The sequence below is a fragment of the Vibrio sp. SCSIO 43135 genome, assembly GCF_023716665.1.
Taxonomy (GTDB): Bacteria; Pseudomonadota; Gammaproteobacteria; order Enterobacterales; family Vibrionaceae; genus Vibrio; species Vibrio paucivorans.
This window is the reverse complement of record NZ_CP071860.1, coordinates 532,286-552,264: the sequence shown is the minus strand read 5'-3', so window position 1 is coordinate 552,264 and position 19,979 is coordinate 532,286. Positions and strand designations below refer to the sequence as shown.

The window sequence follows — 19,979 nt, the reverse complement described above, 5'->3', positions numbered from 1 at the left end:
AATGACTTAGCAACAAAATGAGTCATTATTTAAACGATTGCGCTTTCGACTATTGATGTGCATCAAATAGTCATGGACAATACGCACCCGTGTCGAAAGTGATCTGCATCACTTTCAAGAGCAGCAAAAGTTATCGATTTTGGCTATCGGTACGATAGGCAGAGTCAATTATCAAAATTTGTGTGACGCTGTTAACGTTAGCGCTCACCTAATACCGTGTTTTTAAAGGGAAGATGATGGTAATACCTGAAAACAGCAGCATCGTTATTTTTGGTGCCTCGGGAGATTTAACTTATCGTAAGTTGATCCCAGCTCTCTATCACCTATATGCAAGCGATCAGCTTCCAAAGTCTTTTGCTATTTTGGGCGTGAGCCGAACTGAGTACAGCGACGATTCATACCGCGAAAAACTCAAGAAATCGCTTCAAGAAATGGAACAAACCGAGCCAGCAGTGCTCGACGCTTTCATCAACCATCTTCACTACCAAGCCATTAACACTTCAGACTCTCAAGACTACGCTAAACTAGTAACTCGTCTTGACTCACTGTCTACTGAATACGGCTTCGAGCAACGTAACACTCTATTCTACTTGGCGACCCCACCAAGCCTATACAGCGTTATTCCTGCAAGCCTTGCCCAGCACGGCCTAAGTAACGAAGACGATGGTTGGAAACGCCTCATCATCGAAAAGCCATTTGGCTACGACCTAGAGTCAGCACAAAAGCTCGATAAAGAAATTCACGAGCATTTCCAAGAGCATCAAATCTACCGTATCGACCACTACCTTGGTAAGGAAACGGTACAGAACCTACTGGTTCTGCGTTTCTCAAATGCGATGTTTGAGCCACTTTGGAACCGTAACTTTATCGAATACGTTGAAATTACCGGTGCCGAGTTTCTTGGCGTTGAAGAACGTGGTGGTTACTACGATGGCTCTGGTGCGGTACGTGACATGTTCCAGAACCACCTGCTTCAAGTTCTTGCGATGGTTGGTATGGAACCACCAGCACAAATCAACGCAGATTCTATGCGTGACGAAGTAGTAAAAGTTCTGCAGTGTTTGAAACCTCTAGACGAAGAGTCACTGCGTAAAGACCTTGTTCTTGGCCAATACACAGCGTCTGACGTTCGTGGCGAACACCTACTGGGCTACCGTGAAGAAAACGGCGTCGCTGACGATTCACGTACTGAAACCTACATCGGCCTAAAAGCGTACATCAACAACTGGCGTTGGAATGGCGTGCCATTCTACGTACGTACGGGTAAGCGCCTACCTACTCGCGTTACTGAAGTGGTTATCCACTTTAAGAACACACCGCACCCAGTATTTGGTCAAAACGCACCTGAGAACAAACTGATCATCCGTATTCAGCCGGATGAAGGCATTCAAATGAGCTTCGGCTTGAAAGAACCAGGCGCGGGCTTTAAAGCCAAAGAAGTGAAGATGAACTTCTCTTACAACGATTTGGAAGAGACTCAAATGCTAACCGCTTACGAGCGCTTATTGCTTGATGCTTTGAACGGCGATGCTACTCTATTTGCGCGTACTGATGCGGTAGAAGCATGTTGGAAGTACGTTCAGCCTATTCTCGATTTCAAACAAGACCCACAAGCACTATTTGGTTATGCCTGTGGTACATGGGGACCAAAAGAAGCAGATGATCTACTTCAACGTGCTAACCGCGCTTGGCGTTTCCCATGTAAGAACCTAACAGATACGGACTACTGCGAATTATGATCAACCATAAGATCTTTCAAACCGCGGAACAGGTTGTTGAAAGCCTAGCGAACGACATGAAAACGTTCAGCGAACTAGGTCGCCCTGTTCATATTTCACTGTCTGGCGGCAGCACACCTAAGATGCTGTTCAAGCTACTAGCGACAGAAACATACGCAACCTCAATCCAGTGGAACAACCTACACTTCTGGTGGGGTGACGAGCGCTGTGTAGCACCAAATGACGCTGAAAGTAACTACGGTGAAGCAAATACTTTGCTTTTCAGCAAAGTCAAACTGCCAACAGACAACATTCACCGCATCCGTGGTGAAGAAGAGCCAAAAGCAGAAGCAGAGCGCTTCGCGAAAGAAATGGCAGACGTGATTCCAACAGAGAACGGAACGCCTGTTTTCGATTGGATTCTGCTAGGCGTGGGAGCCGACGGCCACACAGCTTCGCTATTCCCAGGTCAAACTAACTATCAAGATGAGAACCTATCGGTATTGGCTTCTCACCCTGAATCAGGCCAGATTCGTGTTTCTAAAACAGCAAAAGTTCTAGAAGCCGCTAAACGTATCAGCTACCTAGTGCTTGGCGCAGGTAAAGTTGAGATCGTTAACGAAATTCATACTACTCCAGCAAGTGAACTGCCTTACCCGGCAGCGAAAATCCAGTCTAAAGCTGGTGAAACGGAGTGGTACTTAGATTCTGACGCAGCAGCAAAAATCGCGTAATGCGAGCGTCCAAATAGGAAAATTGGAGACAAACAATGAAAGGTGATATCGGTGTAATTGGCCTAGCAGTAATGGGTCAAAACCTTATCCTAAACATGAACGACCACGGCTTCAAAGTAGTGGCTCACAACCGTACTGCTGCGAAGGTAGATGAATTCCTTGAAGGTCCAGCAAAAGGCACTAACATCGTTGGTGCTTACTCTCTAGAAGAGCTAGTAGAGAAGCTAGAAGCACCACGTAAAGTGATGCTAATGGTTCGTGCGGGTGCTGTTGTCGATGCGTTCATCGACAACCTAATTCCACTTCTAGACGAAGGCGACATCATCATCGACGGCGGTAACACTAACTACCCTGACACAAACCGTCGCGTAGCGCATTGTCGTGAGAAAGGCATTCACTTCATCGGTACTGGTGTATCTGGTGGTGAAGAAGGCGCGCGTTTTGGTCCTTCAATCATGCCTGGCGGCGCTGCTGAAGCTTGGGAAGCGGTTAAGCCAATCTTCCAAGGTATCTCTGCAAAAACTGACGCTGGTGAACCTTGTTGTGACTGGGTTGGTAACGACGGTGCTGGTCACTTCGTTAAGATGGTACACAACGGCATCGAATACGGCGACATGCAGCTTATCACTGAAGCGTACCAGTTTATGAAAGATGGCCTAGGTATGTCTGCTGACGAAATGCAGGCAGTATTTGCTGACTGGAACAAGACTGAGCTAGACAGCTACCTTGTTGAAATCACTGCTGACATCCTTGGCTACAAAGATGAAGACGGTGAAGCGCTAGTTGAGAAGATCCTAGACACTGCTGGCCAAAAAGGTACTGGTAAGTGGACTGGTATCAACGCACTAGACCTAGGTATTCCTCTAACGCTTATCTCTGAGTCTGTATTCTCTCGTTGCCTATCTGCACTGAAAGATCAGCGTGTTGAAGCTGAATCTCTATTCGGTAAGACAATCACACCAGTTGAAGGCGATAAGCAAGAGTGGGTTGACGCACTTCGTCAAGCTCTACTTGCTTCTAAGATCATCTCTTACGCTCAAGGCTTTATGCTAATGCGCGAAGCGTCTAACGAGAATGGTTGGGACCTAAACTACGGTAACGTAGCGCTAATGTGGCGTGGTGGTTGTATCATCCGCTCTGCATTCCTAGGTAACATCCGTGATGCGTACGAAGCGAACCCAGATATCGCATTCCTAGGTTCAGACGATTACTTCAAAGGCATCCTACAAAACAGCCTGAGCGCATGGCGCAAAGTAGCGGCTAAGTCGCTAGAAGCTGGTATCCCAATGCCTTGTACTATCTCTGCACTTTCGTTCCTAGATGGTTACACTACAGCTCGCCTTCCTGCTAACCTACTTCAAGCTCAACGTGACTACTTCGGTGCTCACACTTATGAGCGTACTGACCGTCCACGTGGTGAGTTCTTCCACACGAACTGGACTGGTACTGGCGGCGACACAGCGTCTACTACTTACGACGTTTAATTAGCGCCAAATAGAATAAAAGCCGATTTGAATTTCAAATCGGCTTTTTTATTTCTAATCTTTGTCCTGTTCTGAGCACTGAGCTGAAACATAGTCCCCTACTGACTAGGGAGCGCATTTAGCTACACGAAAACATGTTAACGACTCATTTTTGAGGGGCTGGCTGTTGGAAGTACCTTTCTACTTTGACGCATATCCAGCTCAAATTGCTGCTCAGATTCATAGCCTAACGTCTTCCATAACTGGGCGTAGTTCGCACTGTACCCCTCAACTAACAGCGCAACCCATTGTGTTCTGTTGTCGCTTATAGCTAGCTTGATATGCTGGAATAATTTATACATGCAAAACCCTCTCTTTGTTGCTGATGATTTGACTTTAAAAGCAAACCACTCCCCGAAGAGTACCGATTCAGCAAATTTCAATACTTTTCCATCACTGAAAAGATTTATACGATTTTTATAGTACTATCCTGTCAATAGACAATATCAATCCGCCATAGGGTATGCCGATGCTTAATGCTAAGTATGAAAAAGTCCCTCAGCGCCTAGGGGCATCATGGCGCTACATGCTCGATGAGAATTGTAGCTCCCAATCAGAGTGGCACTATCACACTGAATATGAACTAGTTTTGCATCGTCATTATCAAGGAGTGGGAAACGTCGGGCACTATCAAGGAGAAATCGAACACAATACCTTATGGCTAATCCCGCCTAATACTCCGCATCGCTTTAACCATGAAAGCTCTGGGAAAGAAGGCAAAATCACACGCCACCTGATTTGGTTCAAAAAAGAGTGGCTGTCTAACATGATGTACCACTGCGTAGAGTTAAGAAAACTTGAAGAGTTGCTGCGCAAAGCCGAGATGGGCCTTGGCTTTTCAAGTCATACCGCAGAGCAAGTGTGCAATAGGGCTGAATCCATGTCTGAGGGCCGCACTGCCATAGAGTACTTATCTATGTTACTCGAAATTTTTTCTGTGATTGCATCGGATAACCAGACTAAATCGCTTCTCTCTTTCACACACAGACCGTCTAACGGGGAGCATATTGAGGGGGTGGACAGAGTAAACAAACTAATTCAGTTCATCGACGCTAACTACGCCTCCCCGCTCTCAATGCATGATGTTGCCTCTGAACTATATATGAGCGAAAGCTCGGTGCACCGATTATTCGAATCGCATTTTCAGGAGAGCTTCAGCCAATACTTAAAGAAGCTAAGGTTAAATCGCGCATCAGACTTGCTGATCCACTCACGCCTTTCAATCACCGTTATTGCAGAAAAAGTCGGCTACCGTAACCAAGCCAATTTTAACCGCCTTTTTAAAGAGTATAAGGGCGTGACCCCGAGCCAATACCGAAAGGATTTAGGGAGCGTATATAAGAAAAAAGGATGCTAGAACAGCATCCTTTTCGGTAGTGTGTTTGCAACGCCTACCACTTCAGTAAGCAGTGACTCAGACGGTCACAATTCATAGTGCTACCGATGTGATAACGACGAATTCAAAAACATTGAAACACTATGCGTCTCTTTCTTTTGGTTTGTTCTTGCCTTTGAAAATGTCGGCTAAGTAGATCACTGCGCTCACAACCAAGCAGGTGACAGACGCGAATAACAGCGCCGGCATTCCTAGTACCCAAGCAAAGGTTGCGGTAAGAAATGCGATAAAGCAGATGAACCGACTTGATGACATAACATGACCGAGTTTCTTGTTCATAACGCCCCCTTAATGACCGTCTTTTCTTGCATAAATATTGTCTCATTTGTGAGCAGAAAAGCAGCTAAATAAACCTCAAAAAAGGTTATTTAATGACCAACATCAAACTTTAAAGGTCACCGTTCTATTAACAGAATCGACAGTAATCATGGGGTGGATAAAACCAAATTGGGTAAGCCCTTTTACTCAGCCTATAATTAAATTGATAAGGATGAGGTTGAATATGCCTCAACCTTTAAAATTGTTCTTAACGTGTATGAATCCATCACAGACTGATGAGATTCATTTTTCCAGGAAGGTGTAATGTTACTTAATTGAGGTTCTTGAAATGACGATAAATAAATACTTTGTTTTTGTACCGAGCGCACAACAAGATGAGCCAGAACAAACCAACAAAGCTATCTCAGAAGCGGAAACTCAACGTCAGGCTTTATTAAAACAAGTCCAACAAGATGGTGGCTTGTCAGGCTAATATTCACCAGGCTGTAAATTGAACGCACACCGCCCGAAAAAGCGGTGTGCGTTTTTTTGTTTAGTTACTGGTGACGTATCTTAGAATTTCAACCACTTGCTGTGGCGTCTCTGCCCACGCCATTGCTGCCGCATCGACCTCTTTAAGAGGGTGGATGATGCCTTCATCATGAAGCGTAATAAATGGCTTATCGAGTGCGGCAAGCATTCCTGCATCGAACGCTGCATTCCACTGACGGTATTTGTCACCAAACCTAACGACACCAATATCACACTGCTTAATAAGATTCTTAGTACGAATCGCGTTCACCTTTGATGACTGATGATCGCGCCAAAACTGCACATCGTTTTCTCGTAGGTGATCACCCGCGGCATCGCTAGAGTCGTGGTCCGTATTCGCTGAGTAAAACTCAACATCCAATTCTAAACGAGCCGCTCCTGCAATGATTTGCTCACGCCAGTCGGTGTGGATCTCACCGCTCAAATATACTTTCCAACTCATTGTTATTCCTTATTATTTGGGTTTGTTGCAATGACATCCGCTCGGATAACCGAAGTTTCTACCACTAAGTCTGCCAGTAACTTGCGGCTATCTAAATAGTGTTGCGTTTGTTTGTGTACCTGCAGTGCTTGCTGATCTTGATAGATTTCGTACAAATAGAAGTCTTGTGGTGACTCTTGAGCCTGCACAACATCAAATCGATAGCACTCAGGCTCATTTGTCACTGATGCTTGAGCGTTTTCTGTAATTATCGATTTATAGCGTTCTTCACTGCCCGGTTTCACTCGGTTACGAACAATAATGCAATACATCCTACCCTCTCCATGGCACTTATTTGAAATTACACCCAATTATTGTATACAATTTAAATCAAAATAAAATACAAAGGATGTAAATAATGAAAAGGCCAGCCCCGTTTAATGGAATGAGACACATCGCGTTAGTGGTACAAAAGTTTGAAGAGTGTGAAGCGTTTTATACTGACATCATGGGAATGGAGATTTTAAGGCGAGCCAATGACAACCTTGTCTATTTAACCTGTGGCAATGATAACCTCTCTCTCGGACGAGCTCGCAGCCAACGAGTCTGCTCGCCAATCAGTGTCGACCACTTCGGCTTTGTTGTGAACAGTAAGCAAGAGCTGCAAGATTGGTATGAGTTTATGCAGGCTAAGGGCGTTACGCTGCTTGATGAGCCGCACGACCACAGTGATGGCGCGCGCAGCTTTCATTGCAAGGATCCAGAAGGCCACGTGATTCAGCCACTCTACCACCCGGCAGTATCACACCAAACGCTAAGCTAGCTCTCTACCTCGGGTAACGTTAGTTAGAGATAATACCCATCGCTTTTAGCTTTCGATAAATGGTATTGCGGCTTACGCCCAATAAGCGTGATGTTTTACTTACGTTACCTTGAGTGGCTTCAAACGTTTGAAGCAACGTGGAGTCAATAGTGGACTTTAAATCTGTTTTTTCGAAAGCGTCCACTAGCTGTCCGCTCCCCTGTGCTATAGGTACACCTAGAGTTTTATTGAGTAATGAACTCGGTAAATGGTGAAGCGCTAGCTCCGCTTCATCACTTGCTAACAAGCTCGAGACTTTCAGAACGTTATCCAACTCCCTTAGATTCCCAGGCCATGTATGCTGATCAAACGCTTCTATTAAGCTAACAGAAAGCTTCTGCCCGACTTCCGCATATTTGGCGTGTATGGCTTGATACAGCGCCTGCTTATCTGCCCTATTGCGCAATGCAGGTAAGTTCAATACCAGACCATTCAATCGATAATACAAATCCAGCCTAAATTCCCCCCTCTCCACTAACTGCTCTAGGTTCTTGTGTGTCGCAGCGATAACTTGAATATCAACTTGATGGCTCTGAGTTGAGCCCACCGGTACTACCACTTTTTCTTGTAAGACATGCAGCAAGCGGCACTGCGCTTCAAGCGGCATGTCAGCAATCTCATCTAGGAACAAGATCCCTTTGTCCGCTTGACGTACCTTACCGATATAACCTTTGCTACTCGCCCCGGTAAACGCACCCGGGACGTGTCCAAACAACTCTGATTCAACCAGGTCCTTCGGCAATGCACCACAGTTCACCGTCACAAGCGGCGCATTTTTCTTCGCACTGTTCTTGTGTAATGCCTTAACGAACTCACCCTTACCTACGCCCGTCTCTCCTAGGATCAATACGCTAACGTCTTTGTCGATCACTTTGTTCGCTTGCTGCCATGCATGCTCAATCGTGCTGTCGCCATAATGCAAATCACTGGATGCAGACACCGTTTTACGTACCGCGACTTTGCTATCCAGATATTGCTTTTCAAACACTAAAGACGAGGAATATTTGGTTTCCTCGAGTATCGCATCCAAACTAGAGCCTATTGCTGAATTTAATGACAACAACTGCGATGCTACCTGATTGTGTGCGACAACTAAGCCTGATTGATCAGCAATCACAATCCCCTGCCAGCCACTATTGAGCAAAGCTTTTTCACAGGCTAGATCGACTCGGATCGAACCTTCTGGAATGTGACTCAAAAGGTGATTCTCGACCAACTGAACCATATTCTGGACTAGGACTTGTGTGGTTACATCATGTTGTTGCTGCTCACTTGTGATGTCTAACACCCCACGCAAATTTCCCATGTGGTCGAGCACTGGACTAGCAGAACAACTGATGAACTGATGCTGCTTAATAAAATGTTGTTCACCAATCACAGAAATTGGCTTGGCTTCTACCAACGCGGTGCCTATTGCATTGGTGCCTTTCAGCCTTTCCAACCAACAACTCCCCGTACCAAGTGCAATACTCGTCAGCTTCTCTTGAAAGCGTTCCTGCCCCCAACTTGCTATAACGACCCCTTCGTTATCGGTCAGAATCAAACGGCTATCTGTACGAGCGAACATTTGATTAAACAACGGTAAAGCAAAACGTTCGACTACCTCAATCAAAGTGCGGGCTTGCTGTTTGCGCTGTTTAAGAAGCGGTTCTGAAATCCGGGTATCTTCCGGTAATTTGCGCTGTTTTAAACCCGCATCACTACTTCTCACCCATGAAGAAGATAACCAAGATGGTGTGTCATTAACTTGAAGCTGCATAACTGTTCCATTTCGCCACAGTACGGGTGTTCCATTATGGAACACTTGAACAATGCACGGGTGTGCTACGGCTTGCCCAATTTTGCGCACATTAAAACCATTAACGTTTTGCAATCATAGTTTTACAATTATTTAACAACAAACTTTTCCTTCTTGGCGTGTGATTTGCGTTTATCAATTTGAAAAGGAAACTCGCCAAGTGCGTGTTTTAAACAAAAACGATGAACATCAATACGTTCACTAGAAGGATCTCAATATGATTTATGCACAGCCGGGCAGCGAAAACTCAGTCGTTAATTTCAAGAGCCACTACGATAACTACATCGGTGGCGAATGGGTAAAACCGGTTAATGGCGAATACTTCGATAACAGTTCCCCTGTCAACGGAAGTAATTACTGTAAAGTAGCGCGTTCATCGGCGGAAGATATTGAATTGGCTCTTGATGCCGCACACGCGGTAAAGGCTAGTTGGGCAGCGACAAGCGTAACAGAACGCTCAAATATCCTACTTAAGATCGCCGACCGAATTGAACAGCACCTTGAAGAATTAGCGGTGGCTGAAACTTGGGAAAATGGCAAACCAGTACGAGAAACGCTGGCCGCAGACTTACCGTTGGTTGTAGACCATTTCCGTTATTTTGCGGGCTGTATTCGCGCGCAGGAAGGCAGCGCGGCTGAGCTAGACGCGAATACCGCGAGCTACCACTTCCCGGAACCAATCGGTGTCGTTGGGCAAATCATCCCTTGGAACTTCCCTATGCTAATGGCGGCATGGAAACTTGCTCCAGCTCTCGCTGCGGGTTGTTGTGTCGTACTTAAACCAGCCGAGCAAACGCCAACATCTATTCTGGTGCTGATGGAGAAGATCGGCGACCTTATCCCAGCTGGCGTCGTGAACGTGGTGAATGGTTTTGGTAGTGAAGCTGGTCAAGCACTGGCAACTAGCCAGCGAATCGCGAAACTTGCTTTCACCGGTTCGACAGAAGTCGGTAACCATATTCTGAAATGTGCTGCCGATAGCTTGATCCCATCAACAGTCGAGCTAGGCGGTAAGTCACCGAATATCTACTTCCCAGATGTCTTCAACTATGAAGATGAATACCTAGATAAGTGCGTAGAAGGGATGCTGTTGGCTTTCTTCAACCAAGGTGAAGTGTGTACCTGCCCATCTCGTGTATTAATCCATGAGTCTATCTACGACCAGTTCATTGCTAAAGTTGTTGAACGCGCGAAGACCATTAAGCAAGGAAACCCACTGGATACTGACACTCAGGTTGGTGCTCAAGCTTCTCAGGAGCAATTTGATAAGATCCTCAGCTACCTAGAAATTGGCCGCCAAGAAGGCGCACAAGTTTTAGTTGGCGGCGAAATTGCCACACAAGACGATGACTTGGGCAATGGTTACTATATCCAGCCGACGATGCTCAAAGGCGACAACAAAATGCGCGTATTCCAAGAAGAGATCTTTGGACCTGTTATTGCCATCACAACGTTTAAAGATGAAGCAGAAGCACTGGCGATTGCTAACGACACCGAGTACGGCTTAGGCGCAGGTGTTTGGACACGTGATGCAAACCTTGCCTACAGAATAGGTCGTAAAATCGAAGCTGGGCGTATCTGGGTTAATTGCTACCACGCATACCCAGCACACGCAGCATTCGGTGGATACAAAAAGTCTGGTATCGGACGTGAAACACACAAAATGATGCTCGACCACTACCAAAATACCAAGAACCTGCTGATTAGCTACGACGTTAACCCACTTGGCTTCTTCTAAGCACTCCAAGTAGCGCTCAAAAGAAGCCTGAACGTTTAGGTTTAAATCTCAGAAAGCACCCTCGGGTGCTTTTTTATTTAACCAATCGAACTGCAACCATGCGTCTATACTAGAGTTAAGCCCATAAACGAAAGAGCTAGAAAAATGCAATCAGCGATGCTGAATACGCTTTTGTTGATGTTACTTATTGGCTTCTCATTCTCTGCTCAAGCGAATTCATTATCCGGAAAACATCTAACTATTTGTGGTGATGCTATCGACTGGCCTCCATACACTTACGTTCATGAAGATATGGTGAAAGGGGTAGACGTTGAAGTACTAAAGTTGATCCTGCCAAAACACGATATCAGCTACGAAATCATTATGACCTCATGGGCGCGCTGCCTTAAAGGCGCGGCAATGGGACAATATGACATAGCACTCAGCGCCAGTTACAGCGAAGAGCGCAGTCAATACTACCTCTACACCGATTCTTACTACTCTATCCGCCCTCTTTACATCTACTCCGAGCTTGTTTTTCCTGATGCCCCTCCCGTGAAGCAACAAAGCGATCTGTACAACTACCGCGTGTGCGGCATATTCAGTTATAACTATGCGGACTTTAAGTTAGATGCAAGTGCGATTGAACAGAACACCCATTCAGTGTTTGAAACCTTACAAGAGATCAAATACGACCATTGCGACGTGTTTTTGATGTGGCATGAAATCCTAGATGGATTTGAGAGAATCTGGGATGTGGATTACACCACTAATGAGTTTCAAGTTGCCGAAATAGCCGATCTTGCTCCACACAAGTTCTATATGATGGTGTCAAAAAAGAATCCACAAGCAGAAAGCATTAAAACGCTACTCAATATCGAGATTGGCGAACTGAAAGAATCTGGAGAGCTGGATAAGATTATTCAAAGCCACCTTAAATAGTGATTCTGAAACAGTTATAGCTAAAAACAAAAAAGCCCTCGCATCAAGCGAGGGCTTTTTCTAAATACTCAGCAATCTATTATGCTTCGTTACCGCGTCCACGACCATGGCCACGTTCACCACGGTAGTTACCACGGTGGTCGCCACCACGGTTACGGTCGAAACGACGCTCACCATCACGGCCGCCTTCGCGGTTGCCACGGTATCCGCCTTCACGGTTACCATCGCGGTTACCACGGTAACCACCGCCGTCACGGTTGCCACGACGCTCGCCACCACGGCCACCTTCACGGTTACCACGGTAGCCACCGCCATCACGACGTCCGCCGTCACGACGACCACGAGGCTCACGGAAGTCATCGAAGTCACACACTACTGCGCCTACTTCTTTTTGACGAATACGTAGCTTGCGTAGTTTACCTGCCGTTTCAGAGTTCATTGCTTTTGGAAGCTGTACGTAAGTTTGGCCTTGAGCCAGCTTGATAGCACCGATAGAACCTTTAGTTAGGCCAAGTTCGTTTGCTAGTGCACCAACGATATCTTTAACTTGAACGCCTTGCTCGCGGCCAACTTGAAGCTGGTAAGTATCCCAGTCTTGGTTGTTGAAGCTACGACCACCGTCACGACGACCATCACGGCCACCTTCACGGCGTTCTTTACGACGTTGCTTGTCACGTTCAATTGCTTCAATCATTGGATCAGCACCAACGTAGAACAATGGACGCTTACCTTGCTGACGCTTAAGCAGGATTGCAGCTAGAGTTGCTGCATCAAGCTCTAGAGATTCTTGTAGCTGTTCAACTAGCTCAGTGAATTTCTCTAGTGATTTGTGTTCTTTCTCAGCTTCTAGCTCAGCACCTAGTTTAACTAGACGAGCTTGTGCTACTACGTCACGTAGAGGAAGTTGGATTTCTTCCATTGATGACTTAGTTACGCGCTCGATAGTGCGAAGCATGCGGATTTGGTTAGTGCGAACAAGAAGGATCGCTTTACCTTTACGTCCAGCACGGCCAGTACGACCGATACGGTGGATGTATGACTCAACATCGAATGGAATGTCGTAGTTGAATACGTGAGTGATACGTGGAACATCTAGGCCACGTGCCACAACGTCAGTTGCAACTAGGATATCAATCACACCTTGCTTGATGTGGTCTACAGTACGCTCACGAAGAGACTGAGGAATATCACCGTGTAGTGCTGCTGCTTTGAAGCCACGAGCTTGTAGCCAATCCGCTAGACGCTCAGTGTCTTGACGAGTACGTACGAATACGATTGACGCGTCAGTTTCTTCAGTTTCTAGAAGACGAGTCATTGCTTCGTCTTTCTCTACACCTTTAACAACCCAGAACTGCTGCTCTACTTTGTCTACTGTGTGGTTCTTACCAGCAACGTCTACGTACTCTGGTTCACGCAAGAAACGATCAACGATCTTCTTAAGCATTGGAGGCATAGTTGCGGAGAACAATACACGTTGTGCAGTTTCTGGAGCGTGCTCCATGATCTCTGTTACGTCGTCAACAAAGCCCATGTTCAGCATTTCATCTGCTTCATCTAGAACAAACGTGTGTACTTCGTCTAGGTGTAGACGGTCACGGTTGATCAAGTCTTGAACACGGCCAGGAGTACCAACAACAACGTGTGCACCAGATTTAAGAGCGCGCATTTGATCTACGATAGATGCACCACCGTAGATTTCTAAAACTTTAAGACCCTTGATGTTTTGACCAAGGTTTTTCATCTCTGCAGCAACCTGAATCGCAAGCTCACGAGTAGGAGCAAGTACCACAGCTTGTGGTTTACGTTGATCAAGGTCTAGCTTGTTAAGCAGAGGAAGAGAGAAAGCAGCTGTTTTACCAGTACCAGTTTGAGCTTTACCTAGCGCATCTTTACCTTCAAGAAGGTGCGGAATAGCCGCAGCTTGAATTGGAGTTGGAGATACGAAACCCATTCCGTCTAGAGCAGAAAGGATTGAATCGTTCAGGTCAAGTTCGCTGAACTGAATTACAGAATCTTGCATTGGGATCCCACTATATTAATTAACAAAAGGTCCCACGTGCTCTACCAATTCCAATACCAATCCAGTTTTGAGCTGATTCCATTCAGATGCGGAGTAGTGTTAAAACGCATCAAGCCGCTAGGGACGACAACTTAGGGAGGCGGATTATTCCTTAAACGCATAAAAAAAGCCAGAAAAAATTGAAATACATCACAATTTTTTCTCTAAACCGATAAAAATGGTCATATATACATCATAGCGCCCATTTTTCGAGCCTTTTTCACCCTATAGCGAAGCAAAAAATTCATGCTTAAAAAACACCCTTTTTCGAGGGTCTGTTGAACTTTCGTGGTTAAGTTTTGTTCGAGATAAAATCGTTTTAGGCGAGGCGAAGACTGTGTAGCCTAGTCATTCTAAGCAAATAGCCTTCAACAAAGCATAAAACGATTTTAACGGGGGCGCCTAGCTCAAACCCTTCGGGCAGCCTTTGTGGTTCATTTCTACTGCGTTATCGGCTTCTCATGTAGGCTAGCTACACATCAAAGCCTCTGCCTTGTAGAAATTTCCCACAAAGTGCTGCAAAAAACATCTCGAAAGATCAACAGACCCTAGTATTACCGCCCCTCAATGATTATAGTGAGCGCAATTAATCACGTTAGAAAAGATAAGATGTTTCAAGATAACCCACTACTCGCTCAGCTTAAGCAACAGATCCAAGAAACCCTGCCTAAGAAAGAAGGAACCATCAAAGCCACAGACAAAGGTTTTGGCTTCCTAGAAGTAGACAGCAAAACAAGCTTTTTCATCCCGCCTCCATACATGAAAAAGTGCATGCATGGCGACAAAGTTGTGGCGATCATCCGCACTGAAAAAGAAAAAGAAGTCGCTGAGCCGGAAGAGCTAGTAGAACAAGGTTTGAACCGTTTTATCGGTCGCGTGAAAATGTTCAAAGGTAAATTGAACGTAACGCCAGATCATCCACAACTGAAAAAACAATCTTTGAAAGCCAAAGTCAAAAAGGGTTTAAACCCAGAGCACTTTGCTGAAGGAGATTGGGTTGTTGCACATCTTATCCGCCACCCGTTAAAAGGCGATAACGGCTTCTTCGTAGAAATCTCCGAAAAGATCACTGACGCGAACGATAAAATCGCGCCATGGTGGGTAACGCTAGCGCAAAACGATCTACCAAACAGTGAACCAGCAGGTATTGATAACTGGTCACTAAAAGACGATGAAGCACTAGAAAGAATCGACATGACGCACCTACCGTTCGTTACTATTGATGGGGCGTCTACTAAAGACATGGACGATGCGCTTTACGCAAAGAAAACCGAATCGGGTGACTTTGAACTGACTATCGCAATTGCCGACCCTACTGCGTACATTACGCCGGAAGATGAAATGGACAAAGTGGCGCGCGAGCGCGGCTTCACTATTTACCTACCAGGTCGCAACATTCCAATGCTTCCTCGTGACCTTGCAGACGACCTATGTTCACTGATTGAAGACGAAGTGCGCCCAGCTCTTTGCTGTAGCGTTACAGTGTCGAAAGATGGCGTAATCAACGACGACATCAAGTTCTTCGCTGCGAACATCAAATCACACGCTCGCCTTGTTTACGACCAAGTCTCCGACTGGCTAGAAAACGGTTCAAGCGATGAGTGGCAACCAAACGAACAAATCAGCACTATTGTTCGTGACCTATACGAATTCTCTCTTGCTCGTGCAAATTGGCGTGAAGAAAATGCAGTCGTCTTCCCGGATCGCCCTGATTACCGCTTTGAACTGAGTGAAGATAACGACGTTGTGGCGATTCATGCAGACATGCGCCGCTCAGCTAATCGTCTAGTTGAAGAATCAATGATCACAGCTAACATCTGTGCTGGTAAAACGTTACAAGCGACGTTCAATAGTGGTGTATTCAACACCCACGCAGGCTTCAAACCAGAAAAGATTGCAGACGTTGTCGAGCTGGTTAACCCGCAAGGTGAGCTTCCATATAGCGCAGAAAGCATTGCAACACTTGAAGGTTTCTCTGCTCTACGCCGTTGGTTAGGCAAACAAGAAACCAGCTACCTAGATAACCGTATTCGTAAGTCTCAGGCATACAGTGAAATCGGCAACCAGCCACTTCCACACTACGCAATGGGCTTAGATATCTACGCAACGTGGACATCACCAATTCGTAAATACGGCGATATGATCAACCATCGCATGCTAAAAGCGCACATCTTAGGTAAAGAACCCGTTCAAACTCCGGATGAGATGGTCGGTGAAGAACTGGCCCTGCATCGTAAGCACCACAAAATTGCCGAGCGCAACGTTGGTGACTGGTTATACGCTCGTACGCTAGCTGAAGAGCCAAGCAAAGCCACAACATTCACCGGTGAGATTTTTGATATAAACCGAGCGGGTATGCGTATTCGCTTAATCGAAAACGGCGCGGCAGCGTTCATTCCTGGCTCACTTATCCTAGATAACAAAGAGCGTTTGGTATGTAACTCCGAAGAGGGTTCTACTTCCATCGACAATGAAGTTGTTTACCGCTTAGGTGACACGCTTGAGGTTGTATTGACGGAAGTAAACCAAGAAAACCGTAGTTTAGTCGCTAAGCCAACTCAAGTATTTGCAGACAATAAACCCGCGGAAACTGAATCTGCGCCTGAGTAATCAGCACCGCACACCCATCGAAAAAGGCGCTATGAAATAGCGCCTTTTTTATTGTTCTGCATTCGGTGTTCTACATGTTTTGGTTTACCAAAAATACGATTTGGGGTCTTTTTCAACTTCGCGGGTTAATGCGGTAAGATCAGAACTACGCGCCAAATATGGGTATGGTACCCAAGCCTCTTCAGGCTCTTCTTCCGATGGGATTTTCAACTCCCACTTCTCAGATTGCACATCCCATGTAATACGTGCCACCAAACTGGAATAATCGCAATGGCTCGAATCCAGCAAGTAGTGCTGCTTGATAAATTGGACACCATTTTCTAGTGGCTCAAAACTCGATTTCCCCAGTTCCACTGGCAAACCTTTGTTTCGATTTTGACAGACTACCCGAGCGCGGCTTTCAACTTGCCGTTGCAGTAGATTCACTAGGCTCATCTCAGCGCCTCCCATCGAGTGACTTTGCCTTAATATTAGTTCAGTCTCATCATAGGCATAAGTCAAATTCACAACTTGGCTCGTTTTCACAAAACTGTCATCTAATCGACATAAGATACTCGGGCTTATTTACAATCTACGGAGTTCATTATGTTTCGAGTCGCACTTGCTGCCCTCTTATCTACTACATTCTTTACCAGTGCTGTTGGGGCAAGTGAAATCAACGTTTCCGGCTCAACCTCTGTAGCGCGTGTAATGGATGTTCTTGCTGAAGACTACAATGCCAACCACAAAGATACGTACATTGCTGTACAAGGTATTGGCTCGACTGCAGGCATTACTCTAGTGAAAAAAGGTGTCGCGGACATCGGCATGAGCTCTCGTTACCTTACTGAGCGTGAGCAAAGTACAGACCTAAAAGTCACACCCATTGCCTTCGATGGTTTAGCCGTTGTCGTGAATCAATCCAATACCGTTGCCGATCTCTCGCGCGAGCAACTGTTTGATATCTACAAAGGGAAAATCACTAACTGGAAACAAGTAGGTGGCGCAGACCAAAAGATCGCAGTAGTAACACGTGAAGCCTCTTCAGGCACTCGTTACAGCTTTGAAAGCCTGCTTGGCCTAACAAAGATCGTGAACGACAGACTGGTTTCCGACATCAACCCAGACAACCTAGTGGTCAACAGCAACAGCATGGTGAAAACCATCGTCAACCACAACAAACAAGCGATTGGGTTTATCTCAACAGGCTCAGTAGACCGCTCAATCAAAGCATTGAAATTTGAAGGTACAGAAGCTACCAACGCCAACATTGCCAATGGTAAGTATGAGCTTTCTCGCCCATTCCTAATGGTTTATCAGCCAGAAGACCTAGATGAGCAAGCTGATAGTTTCCTAAATTACCTAAATTCAGAGCATGCCAAATCTCTTATTGCTGAATACGGCTATACGCCAGTGAAAAAATAGCACAAAAAAAGGAGAGCGAAAGCTCTCCTTTTTCTTTTCAATTCACTTTAGAAATGCAACTGAATCACAGATACCACCACCGCACCTGGGCGACGGATACCTTCAATTTCAACTTTGATTTCACGCTCAATCTCTAAGCCTTTTTTGATAGGCGTTACTTTTAGCAGCGTGCTTTTTGCTCGTACATTATTACCAGACTTCACTGGGTACGGGAAACGCACTTTGTTCAAGCCAATGTTTACCACCATTTTTGCCGTTGGGAACTGAGCCTGTTCAGGATCGACACTGTCTGTTAGGCGCGGCAACAAAGATAACGTCAAGAAACCATGAGCAATGGTCGTTTTAAATGGAGACTCAGATTCCGCACGGCTTGGATCCGTATGAATCCACTGCATGTCTTCAGTCACCTGACCAAACTGGTTGATACGTTCCTGATCAACAGAAATCCAATCACCTACATGGATCACTTCACCGATCTGCTCTTGCAGTTCAGCATAAAGTGCTTGTGCTTCTGGCTTTAGAACAATTGGTTCTGGAATTGGCGCGTCTTCATTCACTGCAGGTTGCTGGAAATCACGTACCCAAGAAAACAGGTGGCTGCTGTTCGTCTTATTCAAAAACTCTCCCCAGTACTCACGAAGAGTAGGAGACATCCACTGCACAAACTCGTTGTGGTGTTTTGATAACGATTCACCACGATGCTTAAAAAGATTCGCGACTTTCATAAATAACCTCAGAAAATACTTAAGGAGTTAATAACCCATTAATTTTGAAGCAGTTCACAAATATGTGCAAATACTTTATTGCGTACACCCGTTAACTGAACTGTGTTTTATTTCAACTTTTCAACAACTTATAAATAAAACATTATTTTATTAGAACAGGATCATTTAGAGTTAAAAGACTAGATTTTAATCAAAAATGTGAACAACATCTCCTAAACCAGCTCTTAACATCTGCACATTAGTTGGCCACTTAAACCAAAACCACTCAATTTATCCTTTACAACATTTATGCCAATACCTATTATACGTCCCGCAACGGAGAGATGGCTGAGTGGTTGAAAGCACCGGTCTTGAAAACCGGCATACGTTAATAGCGTATCTAGGGTTCAAATCCCTATCTCTCCGCCACATTCAGAAAAAAAGCCGTCCTTTGGGACGGCTTTTTTTCGTTTGGAAGCTTTCAAAGTATCTATAGTACGGGTTCTGTGCCAAACGAACGACAGAGTTATAGTAGTTGGTGGCCTTGTCCCTACTAGCTATAGGAGTCAAGAACGTGACGATGGCATCGGGTAAGTCTCACCAATCTTACAGACAAGACTTCCCAATAGAGCTTTGTCATAGCGTATTGTTCCGTCAGCACTGTAGGACTCTAAACTCTGCTCACCATCCACAATTTGGTTGATTTCTTGTGCAACTTCTAATGGGACAAACCAAATACAAGCGGCAATAGAACAAGATGCTGAGTTTTGTTTACAGCCGGTTGGGATGCTTCCTCGTACCCATTCACTGCCGGTTTCTTTAAGCAGCAACTGCGTAGCGACGTATTCTGGGTGTCCGATATATTGTTCACCACCAATCCACGTATCATCATATGGCAAGTAAGGCCCACGCCAAGTCGTTAAACTAGGGTCATCAATCAGGTTATTGATGTTCAAATAACCAAACTCTGGATCGGTATCTGAGGTTATTGGAGGGAGAGTACCGTTATCAAGATAGTATTGTCTCGCGGCTTCTAAAACCGTATCTAGATCCTCTAGTACAGCTTGAACCTCTCCACTTTTCGAGGCGCTTACAGCAGATTGATAGTACGCAAAAGCGCTTCCAATTACGATAGTGAAACCTAGCGTAATAACTTTCCATTTTTTCATTTCCGGCGAAGACTCCAGTGCATAATCGGCATTCTTTAGAGCGTTGCTTCTTGTTTCCTTAGCTCTAACGACAATGCCTATTTCAGAGTATTCTAAATTGGAAATCAATAGA

The 19,979-nt window shown here is 45.4% G+C and carries 19 protein-coding genes and 1 tRNA gene; 11 read left to right on the top strand and 9 right to left on the bottom strand.

Translation table 11 applies throughout. From position 1 onward, the window contains the following. Positions 1-236: 236 nt before the first annotated feature. The 3 genes from zwf to gnd are packed head-to-tail and all read left to right on the top strand — an operon-like array spanning position 237 to position 3,936. Positions 237-1,739 (top strand): glucose-6-phosphate dehydrogenase, encoded by a 1,503-nt coding sequence (zwf, locus tag J4N42_RS16895; RefSeq protein ID WP_252034184.1) that lies wholly within the window; start codon positions 237-239, stop codon positions 1,737-1,739. After that, positions 1,736-2,452: a 6-phosphogluconolactonase gene (pgl, locus tag J4N42_RS16890; protein ID WP_252033669.1), complete on the top strand. Its 717-nt coding sequence runs from the start codon at positions 1,736-1,738 to the stop codon at positions 2,450-2,452. The genes zwf and pgl overlap by 4 nt, the downstream gene beginning before the upstream one ends. 35 nt (positions 2,453-2,487) lie before the next feature. Beyond that, on the top strand, positions 2,488-3,936 hold the full coding sequence (gene gnd / locus J4N42_RS16885; protein WP_252033667.1) for a decarboxylating NADP(+)-dependent phosphogluconate dehydrogenase: 1,449 nt from the start codon (positions 2,488-2,490) through the stop codon (positions 3,934-3,936). 137 nt (positions 3,937-4,073) lie between these two features. Here gnd and J4N42_RS16880 read toward each other — a convergent pair whose 3' ends face one another. After that, a complete protein-coding gene (locus J4N42_RS16880; protein ID WP_252033665.1) occupies positions 4,074-4,277 on the bottom strand; it encodes a hypothetical protein in 204 nt (67 codons plus the stop codon). Between the two features lie 167 nt (positions 4,278-4,444). On the opposite strand from J4N42_RS16880, the gene J4N42_RS16875 reads away from it, so the two are divergent. Further along, positions 4,445-5,332, top strand: coding sequence for an AraC family transcriptional regulator (locus J4N42_RS16875; RefSeq protein WP_252033663.1), 888 nt, complete (start codon positions 4,445-4,447; stop codon positions 5,330-5,332). A 120-nt stretch (positions 5,333-5,452) separates the two neighbouring features. Here the strand turns inward: J4N42_RS16875 and J4N42_RS16870 are convergent, their stop codons facing one another. Beyond that, the gene (locus J4N42_RS16870) at positions 5,453-5,650 is read right to left on the bottom strand and encodes a hypothetical protein (protein WP_252033662.1); all 198 of its coding nucleotides are present in this window, start codon (positions 5,648-5,650) and stop codon (positions 5,453-5,455) included. 328 nt (positions 5,651-5,978) lie between these two features. Between J4N42_RS16870 and J4N42_RS16865 the strand changes: the two genes are divergently transcribed. After that, positions 5,979-6,122, top strand: coding sequence for a hypothetical protein (locus J4N42_RS16865; RefSeq protein ID WP_252033660.1), 144 nt, complete (start codon positions 5,979-5,981; stop codon positions 6,120-6,122). 60 nt (positions 6,123-6,182) lie between these two features. Here J4N42_RS16865 and J4N42_RS16860 read toward each other — a convergent pair whose 3' ends face one another. Beyond that, positions 6,183-6,623: a YtoQ family protein gene (locus J4N42_RS16860; protein ID WP_252033658.1), complete on the bottom strand. Its 441-nt coding sequence runs from the start codon at positions 6,621-6,623 to the stop codon at positions 6,183-6,185. Between the two features lie 2 nt (positions 6,624-6,625). Further along, positions 6,626-6,934, bottom strand: a complete 309-nt coding sequence (locus tag J4N42_RS16855; RefSeq protein WP_252033656.1) for a putative quinol monooxygenase — start codon at positions 6,932-6,934, stop codon at positions 6,626-6,628. Positions 6,935-7,020: 86 nt separating this feature from the next. Here J4N42_RS16855 and J4N42_RS16850 point away from each other — a divergent pair, with 86 nt between their 5' ends. Beyond that, entirely contained in the window at positions 7,021-7,425 is a 405-nt protein-coding gene (locus J4N42_RS16850) for a VOC family protein (RefSeq protein WP_252033654.1), read from the top strand. A gap of 19 nt (positions 7,426-7,444) precedes the next feature. Here the strand turns inward: J4N42_RS16850 and J4N42_RS16845 are convergent, their stop codons facing one another. Beyond that, on the bottom strand, positions 7,445-9,223 hold the full coding sequence (locus tag J4N42_RS16845; protein WP_252033652.1) for a sigma-54-dependent Fis family transcriptional regulator: 1,779 nt from the start codon (positions 9,221-9,223) through the stop codon (positions 7,445-7,447). Between the two features lie 256 nt (positions 9,224-9,479). Here J4N42_RS16845 and exaC point away from each other — a divergent pair, with 256 nt between their 5' ends. Both exaC and J4N42_RS16835 read left to right on the top strand, forming a co-directional pair. Continuing rightward, a complete protein-coding gene (exaC, locus tag J4N42_RS16840) occupies positions 9,480-11,000 on the top strand; it encodes an acetaldehyde dehydrogenase ExaC (protein WP_252033650.1) in 1,521 nt (506 codons plus the stop codon). A gap of 144 nt (positions 11,001-11,144) precedes the next feature. Continuing rightward, entirely contained in the window at positions 11,145-11,921 is a 777-nt protein-coding gene (locus J4N42_RS16835; protein WP_252033648.1) for a substrate-binding periplasmic protein, read from the top strand. Between the two features lie 79 nt (positions 11,922-12,000). Here the strand turns inward: J4N42_RS16835 and J4N42_RS16830 are convergent, their stop codons facing one another. After that, positions 12,001-13,941: a DEAD/DEAH box helicase gene (locus J4N42_RS16830; RefSeq protein ID WP_252033645.1), complete on the bottom strand. Its 1,941-nt coding sequence runs from the start codon at positions 13,939-13,941 to the stop codon at positions 12,001-12,003. A gap of 648 nt (positions 13,942-14,589) precedes the next feature. Between J4N42_RS16830 and rnb the strand changes: the two genes are divergently transcribed. After that, positions 14,590-16,590 carry an exoribonuclease II gene (gene rnb / locus J4N42_RS16825; protein WP_252033643.1) on the top strand — a complete coding sequence of 667 codons (2,001 nt, stop codon included), beginning with the start codon at positions 14,590-14,592 and terminating at the stop codon, positions 16,588-16,590. 84 nt (positions 16,591-16,674) lie between these two features. On the opposite strand, the gene J4N42_RS16820 is transcribed toward rnb, so the two are convergent. After that, on the bottom strand, positions 16,675-17,025 hold the full coding sequence (locus J4N42_RS16820; RefSeq protein WP_252033642.1) for a DUF3024 domain-containing protein: 351 nt from the start codon (positions 17,023-17,025) through the stop codon (positions 16,675-16,677). 150 nt (positions 17,026-17,175) lie between these two features. Here J4N42_RS16820 and J4N42_RS16815 point away from each other — a divergent pair, with 150 nt between their 5' ends. After that, on the top strand, positions 17,176-17,994 hold the full coding sequence (locus J4N42_RS16815; RefSeq protein WP_252033641.1) for a phosphate ABC transporter substrate-binding protein: 819 nt from the start codon (positions 17,176-17,178) through the stop codon (positions 17,992-17,994). A gap of 47 nt (positions 17,995-18,041) precedes the next feature. On the opposite strand, the gene J4N42_RS16810 is transcribed toward J4N42_RS16815, so the two are convergent. Further along, a complete protein-coding gene (locus tag J4N42_RS16810) occupies positions 18,042-18,719 on the bottom strand; it encodes a MaoC family dehydratase (protein WP_252033640.1) in 678 nt (225 codons plus the stop codon). Positions 18,720-19,036: 317 nt separating this feature from the next. Here J4N42_RS16810 and J4N42_RS16805 point away from each other — a divergent pair. Beyond that, positions 19,037-19,127 (top strand) — tRNA-Ser (locus J4N42_RS16805). A 137-nt stretch (positions 19,128-19,264) separates the two neighbouring features. On the opposite strand, the gene J4N42_RS16800 is transcribed toward J4N42_RS16805, so the two are convergent. Beyond that, complete coding sequence (locus J4N42_RS16800) at positions 19,265-19,867, bottom strand: type II secretion system protein (RefSeq protein WP_252033639.1); 603 nt, start codon at positions 19,865-19,867, stop codon at positions 19,265-19,267. Positions 19,868-19,979: the final 112 nt, after the last annotated feature.